The following is a 23,403-nucleotide window of genomic DNA, read 5'->3' on the forward strand; positions in this document are numbered from 1 at the left end:
GGAGAGTAGGTCGCCGCCGGCATAAAAGTTTATTGTGTGTGTGGGGCGTGGTTGCCTACCTCCTTGTTGTTGTGGGGGTGGGGGACCGCGCCCCACACTTTTTGTTTACCCACGGGTGAATGCCGTTTATTATGTATCGCGCATGATAGTTCTGCATTTCTTGGAATGAGCTTTCAGGTCTACTGCTAGTTCAGTTGGCCTAGCCGCTGACGGCGAGCGGTATCTTTATGTGCATGCGGGTTGGAATCGTTACTGGCGCATCTCGGGGTATAGGTGCCGAATTTGCCAAACAGCTGGGCGGGGCTCGTCCGGATTTAGATGAGATTTGGTGTATTTCTCGTACTGGAATGCGCACTGTCGCTGCTGATAAGCAGGGAGTCTCAACGCATCGTGGACCCCGTTATCGGCAGATAGCTTTCGATCAATCTGTAGATAGTTTTGGGGAAAGTCTTTTCAACTATGCTCAAGCAAATCGAGCATCAATTGCCTATTTAATTCTCAATGCGGCTCAGGCTGACTATGGCTCTGTTGATGAACAAAGTTTCTCGCAAGCCGACCAAATGATTCACACGAATATTCGTGGCACTGTGTCGGCGGTGTATTCACTACGAACTCTCTTTGAGAAAGACAGCCACATTATTCTGGTGTCATCAATCTCAGCCTTAGCGCCGACGCCGGGATTGGCGGTGTATACAGCTTCGAAAGCTTTCATTCGGCATTGGGGTTTGAGTCTCCGAGAGGAATTGAAGCCCTATGGAGTAACTGTCACCATTTGTTACCCGGGTAAGATTCGGACCCAGGCTCTCCGCGACGTCGTAAAGCAAGCGGCGTCGGCGAAGTTACGGCTTATGCCAGTGCAGAGCGTCAAGTATTTGGTGAGGCGAACGTTGCGTGCGGCCGAGCGGGGACGCGCAGAAGTGACTCCCGGTGTATATAGCCTGGTAATGGCAGCATTTAGAATTCTGCCGGCGGGTGTAATTGTGCGATTGGCGAGTCTGGTGTGATTCGCATTCGAATTCGGCGTATCAAACTTTTGTATAACCCCCTGGGTTTAATCCATTTAGAAACCAGTGTTATCTGAGTAGGCTACGAGGCATGCGTAAGTTATTCACTGCTGCTTCGGTCTATCTTGGTTTTGGTCTATTCTCCGGCGTTTTCTATCGTGAGTTCACCCGTGCGATGGATTTCGCGGATAAAACGCAGCTCAATACGCTGCACACTCATTTCCTAGTGCTTGGCACACTCTTTTTCTTGATTGCGTTGGCATTGGACGGCCAGTTTAATATCTCAGCGGTCAAGGGCTTTGATCGTTGGTTCATTGTCCAGAATGTTGGCATTGTTTGGACAATCGGCATGATGACGGCAAATGGCATCGTCCACATTGTTTCCGGCCCGGAGGCTTGGGGCGCGATGTACTCGGGAATTGCCGGCCTCGGCCATATTATTCTGACGGTCGGTTTTGTGTGGTTCTTTATGCTGCTCAATAAGGCGCTGAAGAATCGTGAGCGAGACATCCGCAAGGCAAACGTCGCCGCATAAGCGCTCCCACATAAAAAGTTACAGCGCAAGAAACCCCGTGCAGAAACAGTATCTGCACGGGGCGCTTTCGTTTATCGAGGTCTATTCGTCCGCAATAGCTGCGAGCGGCGGCGTCTTCGCGGCTTTCTGACCAGGTCCAAGAGCCGCAATAACTCCTACAAGCGCGGAACCTAGCAGCATAAACACGATTTGCAGCCACGGCACCACGATAGTATTCAAGCCTTCATCTTCCAGCACGGTCAGCAGCGACCAACCAAGGAATAGGCCGAGGACAATACCCACAACTGCGCCGAAAATAGAGATTTCTACAGACTCCAGACGAATCATGCGGCGAATTCCCGAACGCTGCATACCGACGGCTCGAAGCATGCCAATCTCTTGGCGACGCTCGACAACTGAGAGCGCAACAGTATTGATAATGCCCAAAATCGAAATGATGACCGCCAATGCCAGCAGCGCGTAGACAATTCCCAACATGACATCGATAGAGGCATTGGCCATGCCCGCAAACTCCTTCGCAGTCATCACCTGTACCACGAGGTAGTCCGCAACTGCGTCGCTAAGCTTGTGCTTCATCTCATCCATAGAATCGCTGTTAGCAGCAATGGAATCGGAGACATCGACGTAGGTCTGGAAGGGCAGGATAAGCCTGCTGTTGATGTGCTTATGGATGGCCGCATCGGAGATGATGATGGACTGGCCGGGGTCACCAGTTTCGGCAAAGATACCGGTGACGGGGAACTTCACGACGCCACTCTTAGCGACTACTGCGAGTTCGGTGCCAACCTGCCATCGATTCTTCTGAGCCGTCGATTCACTGATGACAATGCCCGCATCCGGCTCGGCCAAATCGAGAGAGCCCTGAACGGCGTGGGTGCCGTACCACTTGGCAACGTCACCATTGAACACAGATGCATCGCCACCTTCCGGGCCACCCTCGAGTTGCTCGGGCATGGATTCCGTCAGTGCGGCGGCTTCAGCAGGCGAGACAACCAGAAATGCACCAATCGAGAACGTCGCGGTGTCCTCTACACCATCGATATCCTTCACCGCATCCTCGATACCGAGGGGCAAAGCCGAATGCGCGGACAGAGGGGGCGAGAGCACAAAGTCTGCCGTCAGATTGGTCTCTGACCATTCGGTAATCGCCGTTTTCATGGACACGCCGAACATGCCAATTGCGGTCACCAGTGCAAGCCCGAGCGTTAATGCAAACGAGGTGGTTCCGGTTCGGCGCGGATTGCGGTGGGAATTGGTCGCCGCCAGCTTGCCGACGGTTCCAAAAGGCGCCCCGAGAACGCGTCCCAGCCCTCCGAGTAGAGGCATGGACAGCGCGGGGCCGACAAGCCAGATAGAGGCGACGGCCAACACTGCCCCGATGCCCACGAAAATGGCGCGGGTGTTGGTGTCCGCATCATTCCACTGCAGCGCCCAGGCAATGATTGCGATAGCAGCGGAGGCCAGCACAGCGCCGGTCCACGTCCGGGCACCAAGACTGTTGTTAGTAGTTTGATCCCCAGAGCGCATGGCCTCCACTGGTGGTACAGCGCCAGCGCGGGCGGCTGGTGTCCAGGCGGCAATCATGGTGATGACCACGCCGACAATAAGGGGCACGATGATTGCCACTGGTTCGAATGTCAGGCCGTCGCTGGGCATGGAGATATTCATTGCATCGAGAAGCAGGAATAGTCCCTGGCTCAGTCCGAATCCCGTGATTACCCCCAGTGCGGAACCAATGAGGCCAACAATGAGTGCTTCCAGTAGGACGGACGCAGTGAGCTGTTGTCGCGAAGCGCCGAGCGCGCGGAGGAGAGCGAATTCCTTCATACGCTGAGTGACCAGCATGGTGAAGGTGTTGGAGATGATGAAAATGCCGACCAGCAGGCCAATGAGCCCGAAGGCGATGAGGAAGTAATTGACAAAGCTCAAGGCTGAGGAGACTCGTTCGGAGGCCTCGTCGGCGAGTTTAGAGCCGGCCTCTACCTTGAGGTCGGGGAATGCAGCCGCGACGTCGCGGGTGAGCGTGGCGGCATCAGTAGAGGAATCGGCAGCGAGAGTGAACATGTCTACGTGGCCGTCTTCACCGTAGAGGTCTCGCCACTGATTCTGAGTGAAAAAGACCGCGAGATAGCCAGTTTCATCGATGGAGGTATCGGCGATGCCGACGACCTTCACCGTCGCCTGGTCGAGGCGGGTGGCCACTTTGATTTCAGAGCCGACGTGGAGGTTGCCGAGCTCGGCGGTCGCGGAGTTAATGACCACCTCACCTGGAGCTTCGGGCACGCGCCCCTCGGTGACGGTAACTTTGTTGCCCACCGCTTCGGCCGACGGATAGTAGGGAAGCCCCATCGATGGCGAGCCATTGGTTTGAATCGGCTTACCGTCGGCTCCCGTGGCAGTGATGCTGTTGCTGGGATTGCCGATGTTGAGGGCGCGCACCCCGGGGAAGTCTTCGACTTCCTGCTCGAGTTCGGTGGTGAGCGCCGCGGGATTGTCCGCCGGGGCCGTGACCACCACGTCGATGCCGTCATAAGCGGTACTGAGCGCGCCTTTAAAGGCTTTATCCAGCGAGGACGTGAACACGAAAGCGCCGGTGATGAAGGCCGTGCCCAGTACGACCGAAATGATAGTGAGCACAAGGCGCAACTTGTGTGCAGTGATATTTCGCCAGGCGACGCGGCCCAGCGTGGAAGACGATGATGCCATGAGGGAGATGACCTGCCTTCCTAAAGATTTTCAATATCTGCCATGCGCGCCAAAATATCGGCGGGCGTGGGATTGCGGAGTTCTCCAACCACGTGACCGTCGGCGAGGAAGACCACGCGGTCTGCATAAGACGCGGCGGTGGCATCATGCGTCACAATGACAACGGTCTGGCCAATGTCATCAACCGCATCGCGGAGGATTGTCAGCACCTCGCGGGAGGAGTTCGAATCCAAGTTGCCCGTCGGTTCGTCGCCGAAGATAATCTCCGGCCGGCTGACAATGGCGCGCGCACAGGCAACACGCTGCTGCTGGCCACCGGATAGTTCCGCTGGGCGGTGCGAAAGCCGCTCTTTCAGGCCAAGACGCGTGGTGACTTCCTCGAACCACTGCTTATCCACCTTCCGACCAGCGATATCGATGGGTAAGGTGATGTTCTCTGCCGCGGTCAACGTCGGCACCAGGTTAAACGACTGGAACACAAAGCCCAGCCGGTCACGCCGCAGGGCAGTGATTTCCTTGTCGGACAGCTTCGACAGCTCCGTAGTGCCGATGTACGCGCTTCCCGACGTCGCGGAGTCCAAGCCGGCCATACAGTGCATCAATGTCGACTTGCCGGATCCAGACGGACCCATAATCGCGGTGAACTCACCGGCGGCAAAAGAGATATCAACATGGTCTAGTGCGGTAACTGCGGCATTGCCGATGCCGTACTTCTTGGTTAGCCCCTCAGCGTATGCGGCTGCCTGCGTGGCGGAGTGCTCAGAAGAAGAACTAGCGGAGGTTTTAGCAGATGGCTTTGCATGTTTAGCAGACATGGGGGAAAGGGCTCTCTTCTAACTACTGGTCTTATACGTCTAATCAATATCGGTCATATCCGGCAGCGAAAGCGGATTAAACACGCTGCGACGGGAATGGAACGTACGCTGCTCACCTGTTACGGGGTCCGCAAAACTCATTTCCACACAGACCAAGTGCAGGGGCTCTGAGACATCCTCGGCTTCCAGCGGCTGAATCTCCGGATAGTACTGGTCACCCAGGATGGGAAAGCCCAGCTCGCTCAAATGTAGCCGCAGCTGATGCGTACGTCCTGTAATCGGTTTCAACTGCCACAGCGCAACGCGCCCACTGTCGGCAGCGAGGCCGTCGGCGTCCGAAGGCACGTCGACAAGCGAAATGCGTTCGACGATGGTGTGAGCGTTCGGCTCGCCCTCGAGAGTGTAGGCCTGCATCTGGCCGGCAATCTTGTGCTGTCGTGTGCGCAGTTCCAGCGGGGCTTCGGGAAGAGTTCCCACGGCCGCGCCGGTGCCAGGCGTGGGCGACGTCAGCGCGTGATAGCGCTTAGTGACCTCTCCAGATGCGAAAAGCCCCTGGTAAGCGCCACGAACCTCGCGTCGGGCGGTGAAGATGAGCAACCCTGACGTCAGCCTGTCGAGCCGATGCGCGGGAACCAACTCCGGATTCCCCAACTCCCGCCGCAGGCGCACCACGGCGGTCTCCGTAATGTGTCGGCCGCGCGGCATCGTTGCCAAAAACGACGGCTTGTCGACGACCACAAGGTTGTCATCCTGAAAGACAATCGGCATCGGCCCCGCGATTGTGCGCTCCGGTGCCGGAGTGCGGTAAAACCACATTTCCGCGCCGGGCTTCACCATGTCATCCGGGCTGTACGGTACCGAGTTGGCGCGAACGACGAGCCCATCTGCAAAACGCTTGGCCACGGCAGCTTCATTGTCGTCCGGGTGGCGGTGTGTTTGGCCTTTAATAGCCTCCGCGAGGAGATTCCACGCACGGGTGGGGGCATCGCCACGGCGCCCGGGAGCAGCGATGCGGGATGGGTTGAGCCCATCGCGAATGGGCAGTGGCATGCGACGCATAGGGCTGACTCTAACAGGTGACCCGGATGCATCTGATGCCAGCAGAGCTGCTAGTGCGCGGTCGTGTTGGCATCGCCCTCAATGGCATAGATAGCCAACATTTTGACCTGTTGATCTCAACATAATGGGGGTAGGGTGGAGGTGAAAGTAACAAAAAGGTCGGCTCGGAAGGGCCGGCTAAATAGCAGAGCTTGTCCATTAAAATGGCATCCAAGCAGGTGCGATAGGTGTAGCTGCGTTGCAGTCGGGCCGCGGAGAGCCAATTTTTATGGATCGCATAATAAGGAGGCAATCAATGCCAAGGCAGAACATCATTGTGTGCGCGGTCGATGGCTCAGAGGCATCCAAGACCGCCGTCAAGTGGGCCGCAAACACCGCAGTCAAGCGCGGTGAGCCGCTCCGTCTGGTCAGCAGCTACTCTATGCCGCAGTTCCTCTACGCAGAGGGCATGGTTCCGCCGCAGGAGCTTTACGACGATCTTGAGGCCGAGACCCTGGAGAAGATTAATGAGGCCAAGAAGATTGCCCTCGACTTCGCTCCGTCGGTAGATGTCAGCCACCAGATTGAAGAGGGCAGCCCGATTGACATGCTGCTCGACCTGTCCGAGCAGGCAACCATGGTGGTTATGGGCTCCCGTGGCCTGGGCGGTCTCTCCGGCATGGTCATGGGTTCCGTTTCCGCCGCTGTTGTTTCCCACGCATCGTGCCCGGTTGTTGTTGTCCGCGAGGACAACCTGGTCACTGATGAGACCAAGTACGGCCCGGTCGTTGTCGGTGTCGACGGCTCCGACATCTCAGAGAAGGCAACGGAGTACGCATTCCGTGAGGCCGATGCCCGTGGTGCAGAGCTGATTGCGGTTCACACCTGGATGGACATGCAGGTACAGGCTTCTCTGGCTGGTCTGTCTGCAGCTCAGAGCCAGTGGCAGGTTGTGGAAGACGAGCAGAAGGCTCTGCTCGGCCACCGCCTGGAGAAGTTCGCTAAGAAGTACCCGGATGTCGCTATCAAGAAGGTTGTCACCCGGGACCGTCCGGTTCGTGCACTGGCCGATGCGTCGGAGGGCGCTCAGCTGCTGGTCGTCGGTAGCCACGGCCGCGGTGGTTTCAAGGGCATGCTGCTCGGCTCCACCTCGCGTGCACTGCTGCAGGCAGCCGCTTGCCCGATGATGGTTGTCCGTCCGGAGACTGACGCCTAAATCGTCTTCCTGGAGCAGCCGGGAAACGACACGGTGCCATCTGCGAAGTCGCGTTTGGCGCTGTGCGCAGAAACCGTTACCGAATATTTATAAGTAGAACCTAGCCGGTTTCCGATAGTCATCGGAGGCCGGCTTTGGTTTTGCGGAAATGGGGCCTCTCGGCTGCATAAACCTTGTTTTCATGCAGAAATTACAGGCTCCATAAGAGGTTCCGTGTAGTTATCCGTCTGTTATCTAGCTGGTTTCCCCGTGTCCAAAATACTGTGATGATGCTTGTAGTGGGTGCAAGATATTTTGGAAAGACTTATAGTTGAGTCAGAACGATTTCGGGAAAGGAATATCTATCATGAACGAGATTCTTCTTGCTGCAACATTTACTCCCACTATGGGCTTCATCAGCTGGATCATCATCGGTGGTCTTGCCGGTTGGATTGGCTCTAAGATCATGGACACCGATGAGCAGATGGGTATCACCCTGAATATCGTCGTCGGTATCGTCGGTGGTTTTCTCGGCGGTTGGCTGCTCACCCTGTTTGGTGTTGATGTCGCCGGTGGTGGAAAGTTCTTCAGCTTCCTCACGTGTCTAATCGGCGCGGTAATTCTGCTGTGGATTGTTGGCATGATTCAGAAGCGCAAGTAACCAAGTAATTGAATACACAGCGCGATTAGAGCGCGGGGCATCCCATAAACAGTGGGATGCCCCTTTTTGTTGTGCAGCTCCTGTGCAGTTGTGGCGAGATTGCTTTCCGAGATTCCCCCGGTATCTGTTGGGGCAGCAAACCTCGCACGCTAAAGTAGGACTAGAGGCTCTAAGACCGACTAGTTTGTTCTTTTACAAAATCACAGTCGCGGATACGCCTACAATGGAATATCACAGACTACGAACACCCTGTTCAATGACAACAAAGCATTGGCTTGGTTTGCAGAACTCGCGAGAAAGCAGCTGCTAGAACAGGGTGCGACTTTGGAAGGACGAGAGGTACTGCCGTGGCAGAAGCGACAACGGGCAAGGGCGCAAAAGGCGGCCGAGCTTCGTCTCGCCGCCGTAACCGGCCTAGTCCGCGGGAGCGCCTTCTGGCCTCCGCGACAACTCTGTTTACAACGGAAGGCATTCGTGTTGTCGGTATCGATCGCATCCTTCGGGAAGCCGATGTCGCCAAAGCCAGCCTTTACTCGCTGTTCGGTTCCAAGGACAAGCTAGTCATCGCCTATCTGCAAGACCTGGACACCAAGTGGCGCGAGGCCTGGGAGCAGCGAGTGGAGTCGTTGGATACCCCGGCAGAGAAGATTCTCGCTTTCTTCGATCAGTGTATTGCGGAGCAGCCTGCGATTGACTTCCGTGGCTCCCACTTCCAAAATGCGGCAAGTGAATACCCGCGACCGGAAACGGAGTCAGAGCAGGATATCCGTCAGGCTGCAGCTGATCACCGTGCCTGGGTGTGGCAGCAACTACACACGCTGCTGGCTGAAAATGGCTGCAGCATGCCATCAGCCCACGCAAATATGCTGCTGCTCTACCTCGATGGTGGTCTTGCTGGCGCCAAGATGTCCAAGGACTTAAACCCGCTGCAGATGGCGCGTGATCTCGCCCGCGACCTGGTCACGTAATTACTTAATTTGAATCAGTGCCTGCCATATCAGGGCGATTTCTTTAGCGAGTTAAATTGCACGCCCCAATTTAAACCCACTTGCCGCAATGCAAGTTAGCGGCTGGGTTTATGGCTGGCAATCGCGGGCCAATGCGAGTTTCGGTTGTTGATTTCCACCGCTTTGGTTCCAGCATACCAATGGGACCAGACGAAGCCCGATGAAAAATCAATGAATTGAGAAGCTAGTTAGCGCTCTCATACTGTTCAATAATGGACTTCGGCAGCGCACCACGGTCCGCTACTTCCAGGCCATTCTCCCGTGCCCACTGACGAATCTTGCGGTTGCGGTCACGGGCCTCGGCAGCGTTGGGGTTGGTGGAGGTGCGCTTACGCGGAGCAACAACCGTGCTGTGGTCAATAGTGGCCTTGGCAATATACGGTTCTAATACCTGTTCAAACTTCTCCGCATTTTCCTGGGAAAGGTCGAGGATGTAGTTCTTTCCGCGGAAAGAGAAACGAACGACCTGGTGGTCATCAGAATCAAGGGGCGTCCCGTCGAGGTCGTCAATGTACTGAATTAGTTCGCGGCGTGCCATAGAATTCCTGTCTAAAACTGGGGTTGGACTTGTAATAATAAAGAAAACTGATAGTGAAACTTCACTTTAATATCAAGTCCGATTTCTATTCCCCAACAGTATAAGTGCAAAGAATTTTAATGTCCATTGGCGATAATTTAGCTAGATTGCGCAACTTATATTAAATACATGGTTTGTTAATAATTCGATTAATTGTGCTGGGTAATTGGGAAAAGAAAACTGGCCCTGTATATCGTGCAGGGCCAGTCTGAACAGCAACTACGCGGCCGAGGGTGATAAAGGGGTGCGTTCTCGGTAATCGTCGTAAAGCGAAAAGCGCGAGACTTTAAGCCGGAGCCAAGCCCTGACCAGGCTTGCCGCGGAAGATTGCAGCGACGCGCAGCGGCTGGTCCGGCACTTCCTTGACCTCGAGCAGCCGGTACTCAGCGATAATGTCCTCGCGGCCAAAGTAAACAGCGGTGTAGCCGTGGCGGTCGAACTCGAGGTAGTTGACGTACGGATTCGCAGCTTTGAGGCCAGCGGTTGCGGCCAGAGAAATTGGGTTGTCCTGCGGCAGCTTTACGATGTCGTCGATGTTCGGGGCACTGACGGAAGTACAGACAATCTCCATGGCAGCAATGCCAGCGCGCGGGTACTGGCCTGGAACCTGCGGCACGTTGCAGCTCCAGGAGGAGTGAATGTCGCCGGTGAGGAAGACGATGTTGTCGTAGCCTTCCTGGCCCATGATGTTGATGAGCTTGCGGCGCTCAGCAGCGTAGCCATCCCACTGATCGAGGTTGTACGGCAGACCGTCCTGCGGCAGGCCCAACAGCTCGGTGACAGCGCGAGTGGCCTCTGGATCCAGCGGTGGAATCAGTACCGGGGTGAACATGACGGAGTTGCCCACGACACGCCACTTTGCGCTAGAGGAGCGCCACTGGCCGAGCAGGTAGTTGAGCTGCTCAGAGCCGAGCATGGTGCGGCTCTGATCATCGGTCTGGCCAGCGCGGATGAACTTCAGCTGCTCATCACGGTAGGTGCGCAGATCCAGCATGGTCAGATCGGCGAGATCGCCGAAGCGGAAACTGCGGTAGAGCTTGCCGCCCTCCGAGAACGGGACAGCACGGACCGGCAGCCACTCCAGGTAAGCCTGGATAGCGGCATCGCGGCGGGCGAAGTAGTCACCCTCGGTCTCCGGGTCGTGGTTCTCAGCACCGCTGTGCCAGTCATCGTTGGCAACCTCGTGGTCATCCCAGGTCACAATCCACGGCTTTGCACGGTGGGCTTCCTGCAGGTCCGCATCAGTGCGGTAGGTGGCGTAGCGCAGACGGTAATCGGCCAGAGAGATAATCTCGTGCTCCGGCTTGTGGTCACGAACCGGGCCTTTGCCGGAGTAACCGCCAGCCTCGTACTCGTAGATGTAGTCGCCGACACACATAATGATGTCGATGCGGTCATTGTCCGCCATATCGCGGTACGCGGAGAAGAAGCCGCTTTCCCAGTTAGCGCAGGAAGTCAACGCGATTCCCAGGTGGTCCGGCGAAGAGTTGACCGGCGGCGCAGTACGAGTCTTGCCAATCGGGGAGACCTGACCAGCGTAGTCACCAGCGGTAACGGTAAACCGGTAGAAGTAGTGCGAATCTGCGGCGAGACCCTTGACATCAATCTTGACGGTGTTGTCAGCATCCGGGTCGGTGTTCAGGGCGCCGAAGGCAACGATGTTGCCAAAACCCTCATCAGAAGCAACTTCCCACTTCAGGGCAACTGGACGCCCCTGGTTAGCACCTGCGGTATCGCCTGGGTGCGAGGTAACGCGGGTCCAGATAAGAACAGAGTCCGGCAGTGGGTCGCCAGAGGCCACGCTGTGCTGGAAGACCGGGAAATCACTGGAGCCGGCAGCATCGGCGGGCGGCTGCGGCTGGGATTCCATATTGGCCGCTGCATCAGTAGCAGTTGCCAGGCCAATAGCACCGACAGCTGCACCGGTGGCGCCGGCACGCAGTACGGCACGACGAGAAGGAGTAAAAGGCTTCTGGGCTGTTGCGTCGCCGTTTGAGACTGTGCCGTTCAGGTTCGAGGCTGCAGTCTGAGCTTTATCTGAAGATGGCATAGCCCTAATTACAAGGGCTCCCCGACAATCGCGCTATCGGAAGAGATACAAGCCGAGGCAATTAGCCCGATACGGGGGTGCAAAAAGCGAAGGAGTGGCTGTTGCTGCCCCCCTATAACAGCCCCGCGCGGCTCGATGTGTCGAAGCGGCCAGGGGGCGAGGCGGTTAGGCCTACGCGCCCAGCTCCGAGATAATCTGGCGGTCCAGGGAGTCCAGCTCTGCAGTAATGGAGTGGTGCGCGCGACGACGCTGCTCCGGAGTCATCTTCTCAGCGGCGTTAATTGCATCAGCCATAACGTCCAAACGCGAGTTAGCGTCCTTGATAAAACCATCGGTGCCCTTGGCTCCCGACTTACGCAGCTCCGTCAGCGAACCGCGAGTGGCTTCAATGCGGGCGAGCAGCGGTGCGCCGTGCCCCTGGTAACGAGCGGCATCGTCAGCGGAAACGCCGAACTTCTGCGCTACCGCGGAGTGCTCACGGCGCTGAACGGCGGTGATGGCGCGATAAGCCAGCGGAACCAGAACCGGTACCAGCAGGCGGGCGCCGCCAATCCACGACTTCGCCTTGTCCTTGGTAAAGCCCTGGTTGCGCTGCTGTTCCAGGATCTTCTCCGCCATCTTGGCCTGGTGGCGCTGCTTGGCGGCCAAAGCCCTCTTCTCGTCCTTGACGCTTGCCTTGCGCATCTTCTCCGCGCGCTTGAGCGCACGGTTTTCTAGCTTCAGTTCCTTCTTGCCAAGCTTTTCCTCAGAACGAACGCGTTTTGCGGCTTCCTTCAGCTCCAGTTTGTGCTGGTGCTTCTGGTCGCGTTTCGCAGCTTTGACCTCGGCCTTGTGTGCCTTTCGGTTCAGCCGAGCCGCGTGGCGAGCCTCTTCCTTGGCCTTCGCCTTGGCGGCCTTAACCTGCTTGGCGGTTTCGCGCCGACGCTCACGGATGTCACCCAAGAAGCTCATTTTTTCCTTCGCCTAGTTGCTCGCAGATAGTTCCTCCGGAAAGGAGGGGCGGGAAAACCCTTAAAACCCCACCGCGCCGGAGCGCGCTTGCCAGATGCAGCGGCTGCATCACGATTCTTGCCATCCAAGCTTAACGTGAAACTTCCTACCGAGTGGCGATACGCTAATTCTCATTGTGACTGATTCATCCGTTTCGCGCCCGCTTCTCCACGCGAGTGACCTCATCGGCTGCCGCTATCGGCTGAGCCTCGATTTCTGCGAGGGGCGGCTTGTCGAACCCGCTTCCCACCGCGAGCACCGCTTGCCGATGTCCATTGCGTCCATCCCCGGTCTCTACACCGTGTCCCCAGGGCCGGACGCCCACCTGGATACCCTTGAGGCCATCGCTCGCGGAGAAAACGTCATCGCCGGTGCTGTGCTCCTGCACGAGCGCCCCATTCCCGGCGGCGTGTACTCGGGAATCGACGAGATTTGTCACCCTGATTTGCTGGTCAAAGTCGATGATGCGCCACAGACAACCTCCCCGACGTATATGCCAGTGCTCGTTGTCACTCGACATTTGCTCTCTGAGCGCAAACAGGGCCGGCGGCGCAAGCCACCGTCGGCAAGCAATGCGGCGCGTGCGGCGGCGATGCAGGTGCGACTGCTTGGCGTGGAGCGGCTCGGACGGGACGGTGTGATGGGGCGGACGCTGCGTCAGGCGATGGTTGTCACGGATGAGTGGAAGCTGCGCCATTATGGGCCCGACGCGGTAGAGCTCGGGCAGGCGGCGGCGATGCTGCACCGGCTGGGCGTGTCCTGTGGTCTGGTGGGGGCAATCAGTGCCACGGGAATGAACCTGGATACCCGGCATATCGTAATAGCCGATGAGGGCTCGCGTGTCGCGTCGTATCGAATGGCGCTGCGGGACGCGGGGGATGCGGTCGCTGCCTCACAGGGCCGACCATCGCGGTTTACGCCGGGGACCTGGCCGTTGGCGCCGCGACGCATCCGGGAGTGCCGAACCTGCCGTCACCACGACTTTTGCTTCGACGAGCTGACCGCACACGACGATATTTCCCTCCTGCTGCCGGGGGATAAGGCCATGCGGCTGCGCAGTGTGGGTATCGACACGGTCACAGCGCTGGCGCAGGCGAGTACCAACACCCCACACGTCAGCAAGGAACAGGTGTGGATGGCGCGGGCGCGGCTTGCCGACGTCGACGCGCTCCGGGTAACCACCAAGACATCGGCCCCGCGCGGCGATATTGAGATGGACATCGATATGGAGGCGTACCCCAACGATGGCGCCTACCTGTGGGGGACATGGGTACCCGGTGAGGACTACCGCGGATTCATCACCTGGGAGCCGCCGGGGCCGGAGGGGCTAGGTGGCACGGCGGAGGCCAGGAATTTTGCCATTTTCTGGGATTACCTGATGGGGCGCCGCAATGCAGCGCATGAGCAGGCTAAGACTTTCCGCGCCTACTGCTGGGCGGCTGAGGGAGAAAACTACTGGCTGCGCCAGAGCGCTACCCGGTTCGGTGGTCAGGAGTTTGTGGTGCCTGCGAATGCGGTGAATGTGACCGCGGGCAATGCGGCCGGTTCCGGTTCCGTGCCAGGGTCTCCCACGAAGATTATGCGGGTGCCGACTCGCGAAGAAGTGGACCAGTTCATTGACTCGGAGGAGTGGGTGGACATGCTGAAGGTCGCCCGCCGCCAGATTCTTTCTACCGTCGGTATGGGGCTTAAAGTGGTGGCACCGTGGTCGGGATTCCATTGGCGCGACGCCGATGTCGATGGCGAGGCATCGCTCGACCTGTACCGCATTGCGACGGCCACCGACCTCGACTTCGTCGCGGAGCAGTCCTTTGAACAGCTGACTCAAGCCGAGGCGCGTGCCATGCTATTGCGCTACAACGGCGATGATTGCCGCTCGGTTGCCCACGTCCGCGACTGGCTGGATTCGCAGAAAGCGGCAGCGGACCTGCCGCATGGCGATGACCTGCCGGTTCCCTAACAGAACTGAGTCGCGTGGCTTAACCACGAGCCCACGTGCCGCGCCGGGCAAACTTCGGTGAGACCTTCTTCATTGCGGCATTGCGGATGATGGTCGTGTTCTTGCGGGCTAGCAGAATCAGCTGTTGAGTGCGCTCGGCGCGGAATGTAGCGCGCGGAGAGCGGTGCACATCGCGGAAGAGTCGCTTCGTCGCCGCCAGCTGATCCGGCGAACGTGTCGCCAGCTGCGCTAGCTTCTCCTTGGCCAGGTCAAGCGCGGCCGCTTCCGTCTCGACAGTCCATGTCGCCAGACCAATCTCAGTGGCGTCCGCACCGCTGAGCTCTTCGCCGGACATGGTCAGCCAGCGTGCGGTATCGGCGCTGACCTCGTCGAGGATGGTGCGCATGCCGGACATATCCGGAATCAGGCCCCATTTCGCTTCGAGGATTGACCACTTGGCGTCGCTCGTCGTAATGCGGAAATCGGCACCCAGTGCAATTTGAAGCCCACCGCCGTAGCAGTGTCCATGAACCGCCGCGATGACCGGCACTGGTAGGCGACTCCAGTCCCAGCAGGCACGCTGGAACAAGTTTGTGCCGTGAATATCGGGGACAAATGAACGCAGGACACGCGAGGGCTTCTTAAACGCGGAGGCAAAATCCAGTCCGGCACAAAATGACTTGCCTTCGCCGCGCAGAATCACGCCCCGCAGATCGCGGTCGGCCGCCAGTTTCCGGGAGACGGCGGACAGTTCGGTCAGCATCTCTAGTGTGAGACCGTTCAGCTTATTCCCACGGTCCAAACTGACGACGGCAATCTTTGTCACCTCGGCATTATCCACGGCGAGGTGTTCATAGGTGACGGTGACGTTATTGCTGGTGCTCATGGGCACTAACGCTAAACGACGGCCACCTGTGCCGCCCTGGAAATGTCAAAAGTGACCAAGAATCAGGACATAAAAAACCGACCCGCTGAGGGTACAACCCCGTCAGCGAGCCGGTAAGCCATCTCAAATAAAACGCGCGACAGGGACGCGTAAGAAAGCCGCGCGCTTATTAGCAGATTACTTGGCAGCTGCGAACAGCTCTGCAGCGTAATCCCAGTTGAAGACGTTCCAGACAGCCTTGACGTAGTCAGCCTTGACGTTCTTGTACTGCAGGTAGAAAGCGTGCTCCCACATATCCAGCAGCAGAACCGGCTTCAGGTTGATGGACAGGTTGCCCTGCTGGTCAGTCATCTGCTCAATAACCAGGCGCTCTGCGATGGTGTCGTAGCCCAGAACAGCCCAGCCGGAGCCCTGCAGGCCCAGGGCAGCAGCGTTGAAGTGAGCCTGGAACTTCTCGAAAGAGCCGAAGTCGCGCTCAATAGCCTCAGCCAGCTCACCGGTCGGCTGGCCGCCACCGTTCGGGGACAGCAGCTTCCAGAACAGGGAGTGGTTGGTGTGGCCACCCAGGTTAAAGGCCAGGTCCTTGGACAGGCCGGTAACAGCTGCGAAGTCGCCGGACTCGCGAGCAGCGGCGAGCTTCTCCAGTGCAGCGTTTGCACCGTTGACGTAATTAGCGTGGTGCTTGCTGTGGTGCAGCTCCATAATCTCGCCGGAGATATGCGGCTCCAGAGCGTCGTAAGCGTAATCCAGCTCAGGAAGCTCGTACTTAGCCATTAGGAAAATTCCTCCTCAACACGTTTTAACGTTGTGCCGTCGATGGTACTCAAGATGAGCGGATGCGCAACCAATTAAACAATAGAATTAGTGCGAAATTAGCGAAAAGCACTGTTCAGAGGTGATTGTCACAAGTCTATGAACGGGGTGGCTGATTGCGGCGAATCCATTTACTCACGCGCTTGAAGCGCATCCCGGCCGCGCCACCCAGGTCGTCGTCAAGCGGAATGTCGAGAATGGATGCCCATGTGGGCAGCATTTCTTCCTCGTATCGGTGGCCGTGACCACCCGGGACAGTGACGGACGCGAGGCCGTCGATAAGCACCTGCCAGAACGTGACGAACGGGTACCAGCGCATGGACGGCAGTACGTCGCGGCCGACGCGCTCGGCAAGCCAATCTGGGCGGCGCCAGGCCAAGGGGTAGTCCCACCACACGATGGGGTCGGAGGCATGCTGCAGGATTGCGACGCGCGGGAACTCCCACGGCCCGAACTTGGTGCCGTAGAAGGAGTGGTAGAGCTCGTCGGGGCGCGTGGCGAAGCGGATGTTTCGGCCCTCGTCGATGACCGGAGCGATTTCCGGCGAACCCTTTGTGCGACGATGCGTCAGTTCTTTCCACATCGCGGAGAACTGCGGCGCGCCAGTCCAGACCGCGCCATCGACACGCGAGAGCATGTCGGCTGAATCATCGAATGCGCCGAGACCGCCGAACCCGCCGAGGGATTCACCGGCGACATAGACCTTTGGCCGGTCGTTCTCCGGCATCTTGTCGACTTCCTGCAGTACCCGATGAATAAGTGTGCGACCAGCGGCAATCGGCGTGTCATGGTCTGTCAGCCAAGCCACTGGCGAGGGGAGGTCGGAGTACTGCAGTGCGACGGTGGCGCAGTTGCCCAGCGTCAAGAACTCTGCGGCCTGTGACGACCATGGTGGCACCCAACCAGTGCCGGTAGTGGTGAAGACAACCAAGTGGTCGCGCCGGAAAGCGCCGGTGCGGTGCATCTCGCGGATGATGAGCTCCGCCTGTTCCCGAAGTGACCGGCCGGGCACCTTGCCCGCATAAATACGGATGGGTTCCTGCAGCTCAGTAACCGGTTTCCCGGTGACTGCTGCCAAATCCCGGGCGCGGGGACCTTCGGCGACAAAGACTCGGCCCTCGGCGCCGAGGGCATACCACGGCTCCAGCGACCACGGACTCCCGGAGCGTTCCGGCTCCCACGGCTGCATGCGGCCGGGAACCACCAGGGTGTTTAAGTAGCGGGACTTCTTGGCAATGGACTCAAGGGTGCGGCGGACCAGCAGCTGGTCAATGCTGGCGGCCACCGCGCCGCCGACGATGGCGCCGCTGAGAACCGGGGCAAGCCCCCGGGGAAGCCAGGGGCGAAGGTTGTCCCGCAGCAGGTCATAGCCGCGGTTGGCCAGTGCGGACAGGCCGCGGGTAGTCAGGTAGAGGCCACTGGCAATCATCGTAGAGGCGAGCTGACTGCGTGCCGATTCCTGCTCGTCCTTGCCCACCAATCTGCCGATTTCGCGCTGCTGCGAAATGGAGCGCAGCCACAGTGCCACAGTGGTGGCCGTTGTGGCCACGTGAAAGGTCACTGCTAGTGCGCGCTCGTGCCGAGGTGCCAGTGCGAAGCGGCTGAGCGGAGTGCGGGCTAGGCGTCGCAGGACCGTGTTGTAGCCGTAGCCGACGGCCACACCGGTGACGTGACCTGCCAGCTGTGCAGTGAAGGTCACGGTGACAGTAGCCGTCCGAGTACGTGGCATCAGCGAAGGGCTAAAGGCAGCCCATGAGGCAATTTCTGCACCAATCAAACCCGGGTTGGAGGGAATGCCCGCTCGCAGTGCGCTGCGGATAGTTCCTGGCCCAGAGCCCAATAGACGCTCGCGGAAGACCTTGTTGGCGGCCATTAAGCTGCCGGTGCCAACTGCGCCGAGTGCGCTGGCCGTGCCAGCTAGCCCTGCAATTCCTGCCCGCGCTGCCTTGGCGGTCTCGTTTGGCTGAGCTACATGTGTGGTGCTCGCAGACGCAATCGAGGGCGCAATCGAAGTAACAGCGCGACGCAGGAATCCCATGCCTCCCATCATGGCAAAAAATTTTTCTGCCGGGGTCATTCATCCCGCGCCGGTTGTCCGCACAGAGCGTAGCCTGTCGGTGACGCACTTTTTCCGAATCGGTTGAGAAGGATTCGAGAGCTATGAAGCTATCTACAGGAAATAAGGTCGTACTCATCGGCGCTGGCGACGTGGGCGTGGCATACGCGTACTCGCTGGTCAATCAGGGCACTGTCGATCATTTGGCAATCATTGACATCGATGAAAAGAAGACGATGGGCAACGTCATGGACTTAAACCATGGCGTGGTGTGGGCGTCATCGCGCACCAAGGTCACCCAGGGCACATACGCTGACTGCGACGATGCCGCGCTGGTGGTCATCTGCGCAGGTGCGGCTCAAAAGCCCGGCGAGACTCGCCTGCAGCTGGTGGACAAGAACATGAAAATCATGAAGTCCATCATCGAATCCGTCATGGACAGCGGTTTTGATGGGCTGCTGCTCATTGCCTCCAACCCCGTCGACGTACTCACATACGCCGCGTGGAAGTACTCCGGTCTGCCGCACAACCGTGTCTTCGGTTCCGGCACGATCCTGGACACTGCGCGATTCCGCTACATGCTGGGCGAATACTACGATGTTTCCCCGATGAGCGTGCACGCGTACATTATCGGTGAACACGGCGACTCGGAACTGCCAGTACTGTCGAGCGCTAACGTCGCAGGTGTCAGCCTGTCCAAGCGGCTCGCCGATGAACCCGCGCTTCACGACGAGCTGGAGAACATCTTCATCCGCACTCGCGATGCCGCCTACGAGATTATTGATGCCAAGGGCTCCACTTCCTACGGAATCGGTATGGGCCTGGCCCGCATCACGCGCGCCATTTTCCAAAACCAAGAGGTGGCTCTGCCGGTATCCGCTTACCTGCAGGGTGAGTATGGCCATGAGGATGTTTTCATCGGTACGCCGGCTATTGTGAACCGCCGAGGTATCCGCCGTGTTATCGAGCTTGAGCTCGACGAATACGAAAAGGAGCAGCTGGATAAGTCTGTTCAGACTCTCCGTGAGGTGCAAGATCCGTTCTGGAAGTAAGTGCTGGTAGCGAAAGTAGAGGTCTTCTCGACATGCGCTTTCGGCCATCTCATTTGAGAATGAGAATGCCCACCTTCTATTGGCCCGCGTGACCGACCCCGGCCAACGCTTCGTCTTTACACAAGGAGTGCCTTCTCTATGGCAGCGCAGAGCCCCCAGGACATAGCAACTGACAACACTGAGACCGACGCGGTCGTACCGCGTTTGGATGACCTCATTAGCCAGGTCACTGACCTGATTACAGAGTTGGATGACGTCTCGCGGGAGGCATCTGCACTGCTCGCTGAGGTGCCGGAGGAGCGCCGTCGGCACGCGGAGAACCTGCTGCACTACGCACACCTGCGCACGATTGACATCCGTGAGCTGCAGAACAATCTGCATGACCTGGGCGTGACCAGTCTGACCACGGTGGAGACCTTCACTCGGGGCCGCCTTGAGCTGGCTCTCAACGCGTTGTTGGCGCTGGCTGGACGCACCTCGGACATCGATGTCGCCCGCATTATCGCCGACGATGAGCGCGCGGACATCGCCCTGGATAACAACGCCACGGAACTGTTCGGCCAGGAGCGCGAAGACATCACTTCGCACATCATGGTGACCCTGCCCGCTGAGGCCGCCGACGATGCCGAACTGGTGGAGAGCTTCGCTGTCGCCGGTATGGATCTCGCCCGCATCAACTGCGCCCACGACGGCCCTGAGCAGTGGCGACGCATGATTGACAATGTCAATGCTGCAGCTGAGAAGGTCGGCCGTCGCATCTTCGTGTCCATGGACCTGGCCGGCCCGAAGCTACGCACTGGTGACATTGAACCGGGGCCGCGCGTGGGTCGCGCCCGCGTTGTGCGTGACGACGCCGGCACGGTCATCTCCAAGTCCAAGATCTGGCTGACCCCGCGTTTGGATGAGCACCCGAAGCCCGCTCCGAGTGACCTGCCGGGTCGCCCAGCTCTGCCGCTGGAAGCAGATCAGGGGTGGTTGGAGCAGCTGCAGCTAGAGGATGTCATTACGCTGCATGACTCCCGCTCGGCCAAGCGCCACTTCACTGTTGTGCGCATCGACACCGACGCCGAGGGCGAGGTCGAGGCCGTGCTCGCGGAGGGCGAAAAGAACGCTTGGATTGCCGAGGGCACACACCTGCGCAGCAACTACGAGGTCACTCGCGCTGGTGGAGTGCCGCCGACCGTGCAGAAGCTACGTTTCCACACCGGCGACGAGTTCATCCTCACCAGCCGCGAGGAAATCACCACCATTCCACGCACCGACGACGAGATTCCGCGCGTCTCCTGCTCGCTGACGTCTGCCGTGGCGGCTCTGAAGCCGGGCGATCCGGTGCTTTTCGACGACGGTGCACTCGGCGCTGAGGTGGTTGAGGTCTCCGAGACGTCGGCAAGCGAAGATGGCTACGTCGATGCCCGTCTGCGTGTCCTGCGCACCAAGCCGAATGGGCAGCCGTTGGCAGCGCACAAGGGCATCAATCTGCCGAACACCGATTTGCCGCTCAATTCACTTACCGATGAGGACATCGAGCACCTGCGCTTTGTTGTGGAACATGCGGACATTGCTGCGGTGAGCTTTATTCGTACGCAGGAGGATGCTGAGTACGTCTATAAGGTGCTCGACGAGATTGCGGCGGAACATGAGGCGGAAGGCCGCGAGGATCTGGCGTCGAGGGCTCGGAACTTGGGCGTTGTGCTGAAGATTGAGACCATTCCGGCGTTCCAGAACCTGCCGGGGATTATCATCACCAGCATGAAGCGAGCCAAGTCCGGTCTGATGATTGCCCGCGGTGACCTCGCCGTGGAGCTGGGCTTCGACCGCATGGGCGAGGTTCCGGGCCAGATTCTGACGCTGGCGCAGGCAGCCGGTGTGCCGACCATTCTGGGTACTCAGGTGCTGGAGAACATGGCCAAGGCCGGCCTGCCGTCCCGCGCGGAGATTACCGATGCGGCCTTCGCCCTGCGTGCCGAGTGCGTGATGCTGAACAAGGGACCGCACATCACTGAGGCCATCGCAATTTTGAACAACCTGGCCCGGAAGATGGGTCGCTCGCAGCGTAAGAGCCGCATCATGCTGCGGAAGATTCGCAGCTGGTCGGATTAATTTAGGTAGGTTAGGGAGCGCGCCTACAAAGACCGCGGTCGGAAAAGACTGCGGAAGAAATCCGGTCATGCGCGAGAGAGGAGCCCTGCGGAAGATGTCTAATGCACAGGCAGAAAACGCGGGGTGGGCCGTGCCGCCTCAGTCCCCGCCGCCTCAGTCTCCGTCGCCGTCGCCACAGAGGCAGCAGGCACCCCAAATGCCACCACAGGTGGTGATGCCATCGCCGCAGGCTTGGCAGCCGCCTGTGTCGGATTTGACCATAGTGGGTGCGACACCGCGCTGGAAGGCCGATGAGATTGTCCGCACACGCTCGGACAGCGTCTTTCGGTGGGCGATGAGCGGTGCCGGAGTTTTCGCTGCTTTCTCCGGTTTTGTTTGGATGAGCATCCTGAGCCCAGGCCAGGATTTAGTGGTTTCCCTTCTCGGTGAACTGGGGGCGGGGGTTTTCGGTCTCTGCGGCATGGTTTCCCTCATTGGCCTGGGATTTTCGGTCTACAAGACACTCCAAGTGCTGCGCGACCGCGCAACGTATGCCCGGCCGCTGCTGTCGCGCACGGCGACGGATGTGGCCACGATGCACATGTGGCCGGTGCGCAACATCACGGGACCGGTAGTCGCTCTGGCGGAAACAGGAGTCACCGCCGTGATGGGGCCAGGCCGCTTTATCTGGTATCTGACCTGCATATTGTGGCCGCTTGCAGTCGGTTGGTTTATCGCCGCCGACGTATCCCGGACATACTTCCAGGCCGGTATCATCACCGTTTTAGCCTGTGCGACGACCGCTGTTACGGCGCGTTTACTCCGCTACGTGTTGGCTCCCGAGGAAGTACACCGCTACATTCCCGTTGGGGCCGGCCGGGAGCGCACCCAGCCCGGCTTCTGGTCCAAGGGTTTCATTCCCAGTGAAGCTACCGATGAGCAGGGGGATGAGGGCGCAGTGGCCGTCGACAAGCAGCTTTTCGAGGGAACGGCGAGCGATTTCGTCGACGATTTTTATAAGTGACAGAGGTAGTCGCTCAGACCGGACGGTGAATAGGTATTCTGTGGCCTTGTGGGAAAGAAATCTCGTAAGAAGAATAATCAGGCCCCGGAGGGCATGAGCCGCCGTCAGGCGAAACTGGCTGCCCGCGCCGCTGAGCGTGCGGCACTGCTGGGCAATCCGCGTCCATTCAAGGACTATGACGAAGAAGCCGACATTGTGGCCGTCCGCGAGTTCGCTCCGTCTGTGGTCATTCCGGTCACGGTCGCTGGCGCCGAGCGCGACATTAAGCTCTGCACGGTGCTACCGGGTGGCGTTGCCGCGCTGACTCGTGCCGCTGATCAGGGCAATGAGGCTTTCGTTGCGCTGCAGACGCAGGCTCGCACCAATGACGGCGCTGCGGACCTCTCCCGTGCGCTGGCGTGGGCTCGCGACGTAGAGTCGGGTCAGCAGCTCTCCGCTGCCACCGACGGCGAGGCCGCACCGCTTACCGACGTTCTGACCGCCGTGGATCTCGACAATATGGAGGTCCACCAGGACTTCGAGTGGTGGATTCCAAAGGGCACCGAGCGCACCCCGATGATTGAGCAGAACCTGGCCGTGGCTAATGACGCGGTCCTGCCGTCGTACCGCCTGGATGCGAAGGTCGCTGGCGCTGTCTGGTGGATTGATCCGGGCGAGCGTGCGCACATCCGCTGGGTCCGCCGTGAAGAGGAAAAGCCACTACTGGATGCCCTGGCACGCGTACACGCTGCGGATAACCTCTCGCTGGGCGAGGGCACGAAGTTCGCCGGAGTCTTCCGCACCGATGGCCTGTTGGTGCCGGTCTGGGACCTGGACAACACCAAGCCGCACGACCACTGGATTGCTGCCGTGGAAGAGGCCGACAAACGTATCGCTGAGGCGCTGGCCAGCGAAGAGCCGCTGACCGCTGACGAGCGTAAGTCGCGCGAGACCATCGTGTCGCGCCAGGTGACCATTCGGAACTAGGTTCCTTTTT

Annotated in this window: 19 protein-coding genes; 10 read left to right on the forward strand and 9 right to left on the reverse strand. The window is 58.9% G+C overall.

Annotation, left to right across the window (positions count from 1 at the left end):
- Positions 1 to 233: 233 nt before the first annotated feature.
- Positions 234 to 1,004 carry an SDR family NAD(P)-dependent oxidoreductase gene (locus tag Q0U90_RS01445; protein ID WP_297450586.1) on the forward strand — a complete coding sequence of 257 codons (771 nt, stop codon included), beginning with the start codon at positions 234 to 236 and terminating at the stop codon, positions 1,002 to 1,004.
- Between the two features lie 91 nt (positions 1,005 to 1,095).
- Positions 1,096 to 1,539: a DUF2871 domain-containing protein gene (locus tag Q0U90_RS01450; RefSeq protein ID WP_297450589.1), complete on the forward strand. Its 444-nt coding sequence runs from the start codon at positions 1,096 to 1,098 to the stop codon at positions 1,537 to 1,539.
- A gap of 81 nt (positions 1,540 to 1,620) precedes the next feature.
- Here the strand turns inward: Q0U90_RS01450 and Q0U90_RS01455 are convergent, their stop codons facing one another.
- From Q0U90_RS01455 to Q0U90_RS01465, 3 genes are read right to left on the reverse strand one after another with little or no spacing between them, the layout of a single operon-like run.
- Positions 1,621 to 4,245: an ABC transporter permease gene (locus Q0U90_RS01455; RefSeq protein WP_297450592.1), complete on the reverse strand. Its 2,625-nt coding sequence runs from the start codon at positions 4,243 to 4,245 to the stop codon at positions 1,621 to 1,623.
- Between the two features lie 20 nt (positions 4,246 to 4,265).
- On the reverse strand, positions 4,266 to 5,060 hold the full coding sequence (locus Q0U90_RS01460) for an ABC transporter ATP-binding protein (RefSeq protein ID WP_297450595.1): 795 nt from the start codon (positions 5,058 to 5,060) through the stop codon (positions 4,266 to 4,268).
- 39 nt (positions 5,061 to 5,099) lie between these two features.
- Complete coding sequence (locus tag Q0U90_RS01465; RefSeq protein ID WP_297450599.1) at positions 5,100 to 6,119, reverse strand: pseudouridine synthase; 1,020 nt, start codon at positions 6,117 to 6,119, stop codon at positions 5,100 to 5,102.
- A gap of 295 nt (positions 6,120 to 6,414) precedes the next feature.
- Between Q0U90_RS01465 and Q0U90_RS01470 the strand changes: the two genes are divergently transcribed.
- From Q0U90_RS01470 to Q0U90_RS01480, 3 genes are all read left to right on the forward strand, one after another.
- Complete coding sequence (locus tag Q0U90_RS01470; RefSeq protein WP_297450602.1) at positions 6,415 to 7,314, forward strand: universal stress protein; 900 nt, start codon at positions 6,415 to 6,417, stop codon at positions 7,312 to 7,314.
- 346 nt (positions 7,315 to 7,660) lie between these two features.
- A complete protein-coding gene (locus Q0U90_RS01475) occupies positions 7,661 to 7,954 on the forward strand; it encodes a GlsB/YeaQ/YmgE family stress response membrane protein (protein WP_297450605.1) in 294 nt (97 codons plus the stop codon).
- A 347-nt stretch (positions 7,955 to 8,301) separates the two neighbouring features.
- Complete coding sequence (locus tag Q0U90_RS01480) at positions 8,302 to 8,922, forward strand: TetR/AcrR family transcriptional regulator (RefSeq protein WP_297450608.1); 621 nt, start codon at positions 8,302 to 8,304, stop codon at positions 8,920 to 8,922.
- Between the two features lie 223 nt (positions 8,923 to 9,145).
- On the opposite strand, the gene Q0U90_RS01485 is transcribed toward Q0U90_RS01480, so the two are convergent.
- The 3 genes from Q0U90_RS01485 to Q0U90_RS01495 all read right to left on the reverse strand — a co-directional run bounded on the left by Q0U90_RS01485 (position 9,146) and on the right by Q0U90_RS01495 (position 12,539).
- Positions 9,146 to 9,499, reverse strand: coding sequence for an Lsr2 family protein (locus Q0U90_RS01485; RefSeq protein ID WP_297450610.1), 354 nt, complete (start codon positions 9,497 to 9,499; stop codon positions 9,146 to 9,148).
- 325 nt (positions 9,500 to 9,824) lie between these two features.
- On the reverse strand, positions 9,825 to 11,588 hold the full coding sequence (locus Q0U90_RS01490) for an alkaline phosphatase D family protein (RefSeq protein ID WP_297450612.1): 1,764 nt from the start codon (positions 11,586 to 11,588) through the stop codon (positions 9,825 to 9,827).
- A 171-nt stretch (positions 11,589 to 11,759) separates the two neighbouring features.
- Positions 11,760 to 12,539, reverse strand: a complete 780-nt coding sequence (locus tag Q0U90_RS01495; RefSeq protein ID WP_297450615.1) for a DUF6474 family protein — start codon at positions 12,537 to 12,539, stop codon at positions 11,760 to 11,762.
- 175 nt (positions 12,540 to 12,714) lie between these two features.
- Between Q0U90_RS01495 and Q0U90_RS01500 the strand changes: the two genes are divergently transcribed.
- Positions 12,715 to 14,538, forward strand: a complete 1,824-nt coding sequence (locus Q0U90_RS01500) for a ribonuclease H-like domain-containing protein (protein WP_297450618.1) — start codon at positions 12,715 to 12,717, stop codon at positions 14,536 to 14,538.
- 19 nt (positions 14,539 to 14,557) lie between these two features.
- Here Q0U90_RS01500 and Q0U90_RS01505 read toward each other — a convergent pair whose 3' ends face one another.
- From Q0U90_RS01505 to Q0U90_RS01515, 3 genes are all read right to left on the reverse strand, one after another.
- The gene (locus Q0U90_RS01505; protein ID WP_297450621.1) at positions 14,558 to 15,403 is read right to left on the reverse strand and encodes a crotonase/enoyl-CoA hydratase family protein; all 846 of its coding nucleotides are present in this window, start codon (positions 15,401 to 15,403) and stop codon (positions 14,558 to 14,560) included.
- A 177-nt stretch (positions 15,404 to 15,580) separates the two neighbouring features.
- Positions 15,581 to 16,177: a superoxide dismutase gene (locus tag Q0U90_RS01510; RefSeq protein ID WP_297450624.1), complete on the reverse strand. Its 597-nt coding sequence runs from the start codon at positions 16,175 to 16,177 to the stop codon at positions 15,581 to 15,583.
- Between the two features lie 136 nt (positions 16,178 to 16,313).
- On the reverse strand, positions 16,314 to 18,266 hold the full coding sequence (locus tag Q0U90_RS01515) for an alpha/beta-hydrolase family protein (RefSeq protein WP_297450626.1): 1,953 nt from the start codon (positions 18,264 to 18,266) through the stop codon (positions 16,314 to 16,316).
- Between the two features lie 110 nt (positions 18,267 to 18,376).
- Between Q0U90_RS01515 and Q0U90_RS01520 the strand changes: the two genes are divergently transcribed.
- The 4 genes from Q0U90_RS01520 (at position 18,377) to Q0U90_RS01535 (ending at position 23,393) form a co-directional block, all read left to right on the forward strand.
- Positions 18,377 to 19,324, forward strand: a complete 948-nt coding sequence (locus Q0U90_RS01520) for an L-lactate dehydrogenase (protein WP_297450629.1) — start codon at positions 18,377 to 18,379, stop codon at positions 19,322 to 19,324.
- Positions 19,325 to 19,462: 138 nt separating this feature from the next.
- Positions 19,463 to 21,424, forward strand: a complete 1,962-nt coding sequence (locus Q0U90_RS01525) for a pyruvate kinase (RefSeq protein ID WP_297450632.1) — start codon at positions 19,463 to 19,465, stop codon at positions 21,422 to 21,424.
- A 94-nt stretch (positions 21,425 to 21,518) separates the two neighbouring features.
- Positions 21,519 to 22,427, forward strand: coding sequence for a hypothetical protein (locus tag Q0U90_RS01530; RefSeq protein ID WP_297450634.1), 909 nt, complete (start codon positions 21,519 to 21,521; stop codon positions 22,425 to 22,427).
- A 48-nt stretch (positions 22,428 to 22,475) separates the two neighbouring features.
- The gene (locus Q0U90_RS01535) at positions 22,476 to 23,393 is read left to right on the forward strand and encodes a DUF5926 family protein (RefSeq protein ID WP_297450635.1); all 918 of its coding nucleotides are present in this window, start codon (positions 22,476 to 22,478) and stop codon (positions 23,391 to 23,393) included.
- Positions 23,394 to 23,403 lie beyond the last annotated feature (10 nt).

It is taken from the genome of uncultured Corynebacterium sp., assembly GCF_946998835.1.
In the GTDB taxonomy this organism is placed as follows: domain Bacteria; phylum Actinomycetota; class Actinomycetes; order Mycobacteriales; family Mycobacteriaceae; genus Corynebacterium.

Bases quoted from the DNA above. Each gene is read 5' to 3' on its own strand.
- Q0U90_RS01445 (WP_297450586.1), top strand. From the start codon at position 234: ATGCGGGTTGGAATCGTTACTGGCGCATCTCGGGGTATAGGTGCCGAA.
- Q0U90_RS01450 (WP_297450589.1), top strand. From the start codon at position 1,096: ATGCGTAAGTTATTCACTGCTGCTTCGGTCTATCTTGGTTTTGGTCTA.
- Q0U90_RS01455 (WP_297450592.1), bottom strand. From the start codon at position 4,245: ATGGCATCATCGTCTTCCACGCTGGGCCGCGTCGCCTGGCGAAATATC.
- Q0U90_RS01460 (WP_297450595.1), bottom strand. From the start codon at position 5,060: ATGTCTGCTAAACATGCAAAGCCATCTGCTAAAACCTCCGCTAGTTCT.
- Q0U90_RS01465 (WP_297450599.1), bottom strand. From the start codon at position 6,119: ATGCGTCGCATGCCACTGCCCATTCGCGATGGGCTCAACCCATCCCGC.
- Q0U90_RS01470 (WP_297450602.1), top strand. From the start codon at position 6,415: ATGCCAAGGCAGAACATCATTGTGTGCGCGGTCGATGGCTCAGAGGCA.
- Q0U90_RS01475 (WP_297450605.1), top strand. From the start codon at position 7,661: ATGAACGAGATTCTTCTTGCTGCAACATTTACTCCCACTATGGGCTTC.
- Q0U90_RS01485 (WP_297450610.1), bottom strand. From the start codon at position 9,499: ATGGCACGCCGCGAACTAATTCAGTACATTGACGACCTCGACGGGACG.
- Q0U90_RS01490 (WP_297450612.1), bottom strand. From the start codon at position 11,588: ATGCCATCTTCAGATAAAGCTCAGACTGCAGCCTCGAACCTGAACGGC.
- Q0U90_RS01495 (WP_297450615.1), bottom strand. From the start codon at position 12,539: ATGAGCTTCTTGGGTGACATCCGTGAGCGTCGGCGCGAAACCGCCAAG.
- Q0U90_RS01505 (WP_297450621.1), bottom strand. From the start codon at position 15,403: ATGAGCACCAGCAATAACGTCACCGTCACCTATGAACACCTCGCCGTG.
- Q0U90_RS01510 (WP_297450624.1), bottom strand. From the start codon at position 16,177: ATGGCTAAGTACGAGCTTCCTGAGCTGGATTACGCTTACGACGCTCTG.
- Q0U90_RS01515 (WP_297450626.1), bottom strand. From the start codon at position 18,266: ATGATGGGAGGCATGGGATTCCTGCGTCGCGCTGTTACTTCGATTGCG.
- Q0U90_RS01520 (WP_297450629.1), top strand. From the start codon at position 18,377: ATGAAGCTATCTACAGGAAATAAGGTCGTACTCATCGGCGCTGGCGAC.
- Q0U90_RS01525 (WP_297450632.1), top strand. From the start codon at position 19,463: ATGGCAGCGCAGAGCCCCCAGGACATAGCAACTGACAACACTGAGACC.
- Q0U90_RS01530 (WP_297450634.1), top strand. From the start codon at position 21,519: ATGTCTAATGCACAGGCAGAAAACGCGGGGTGGGCCGTGCCGCCTCAG.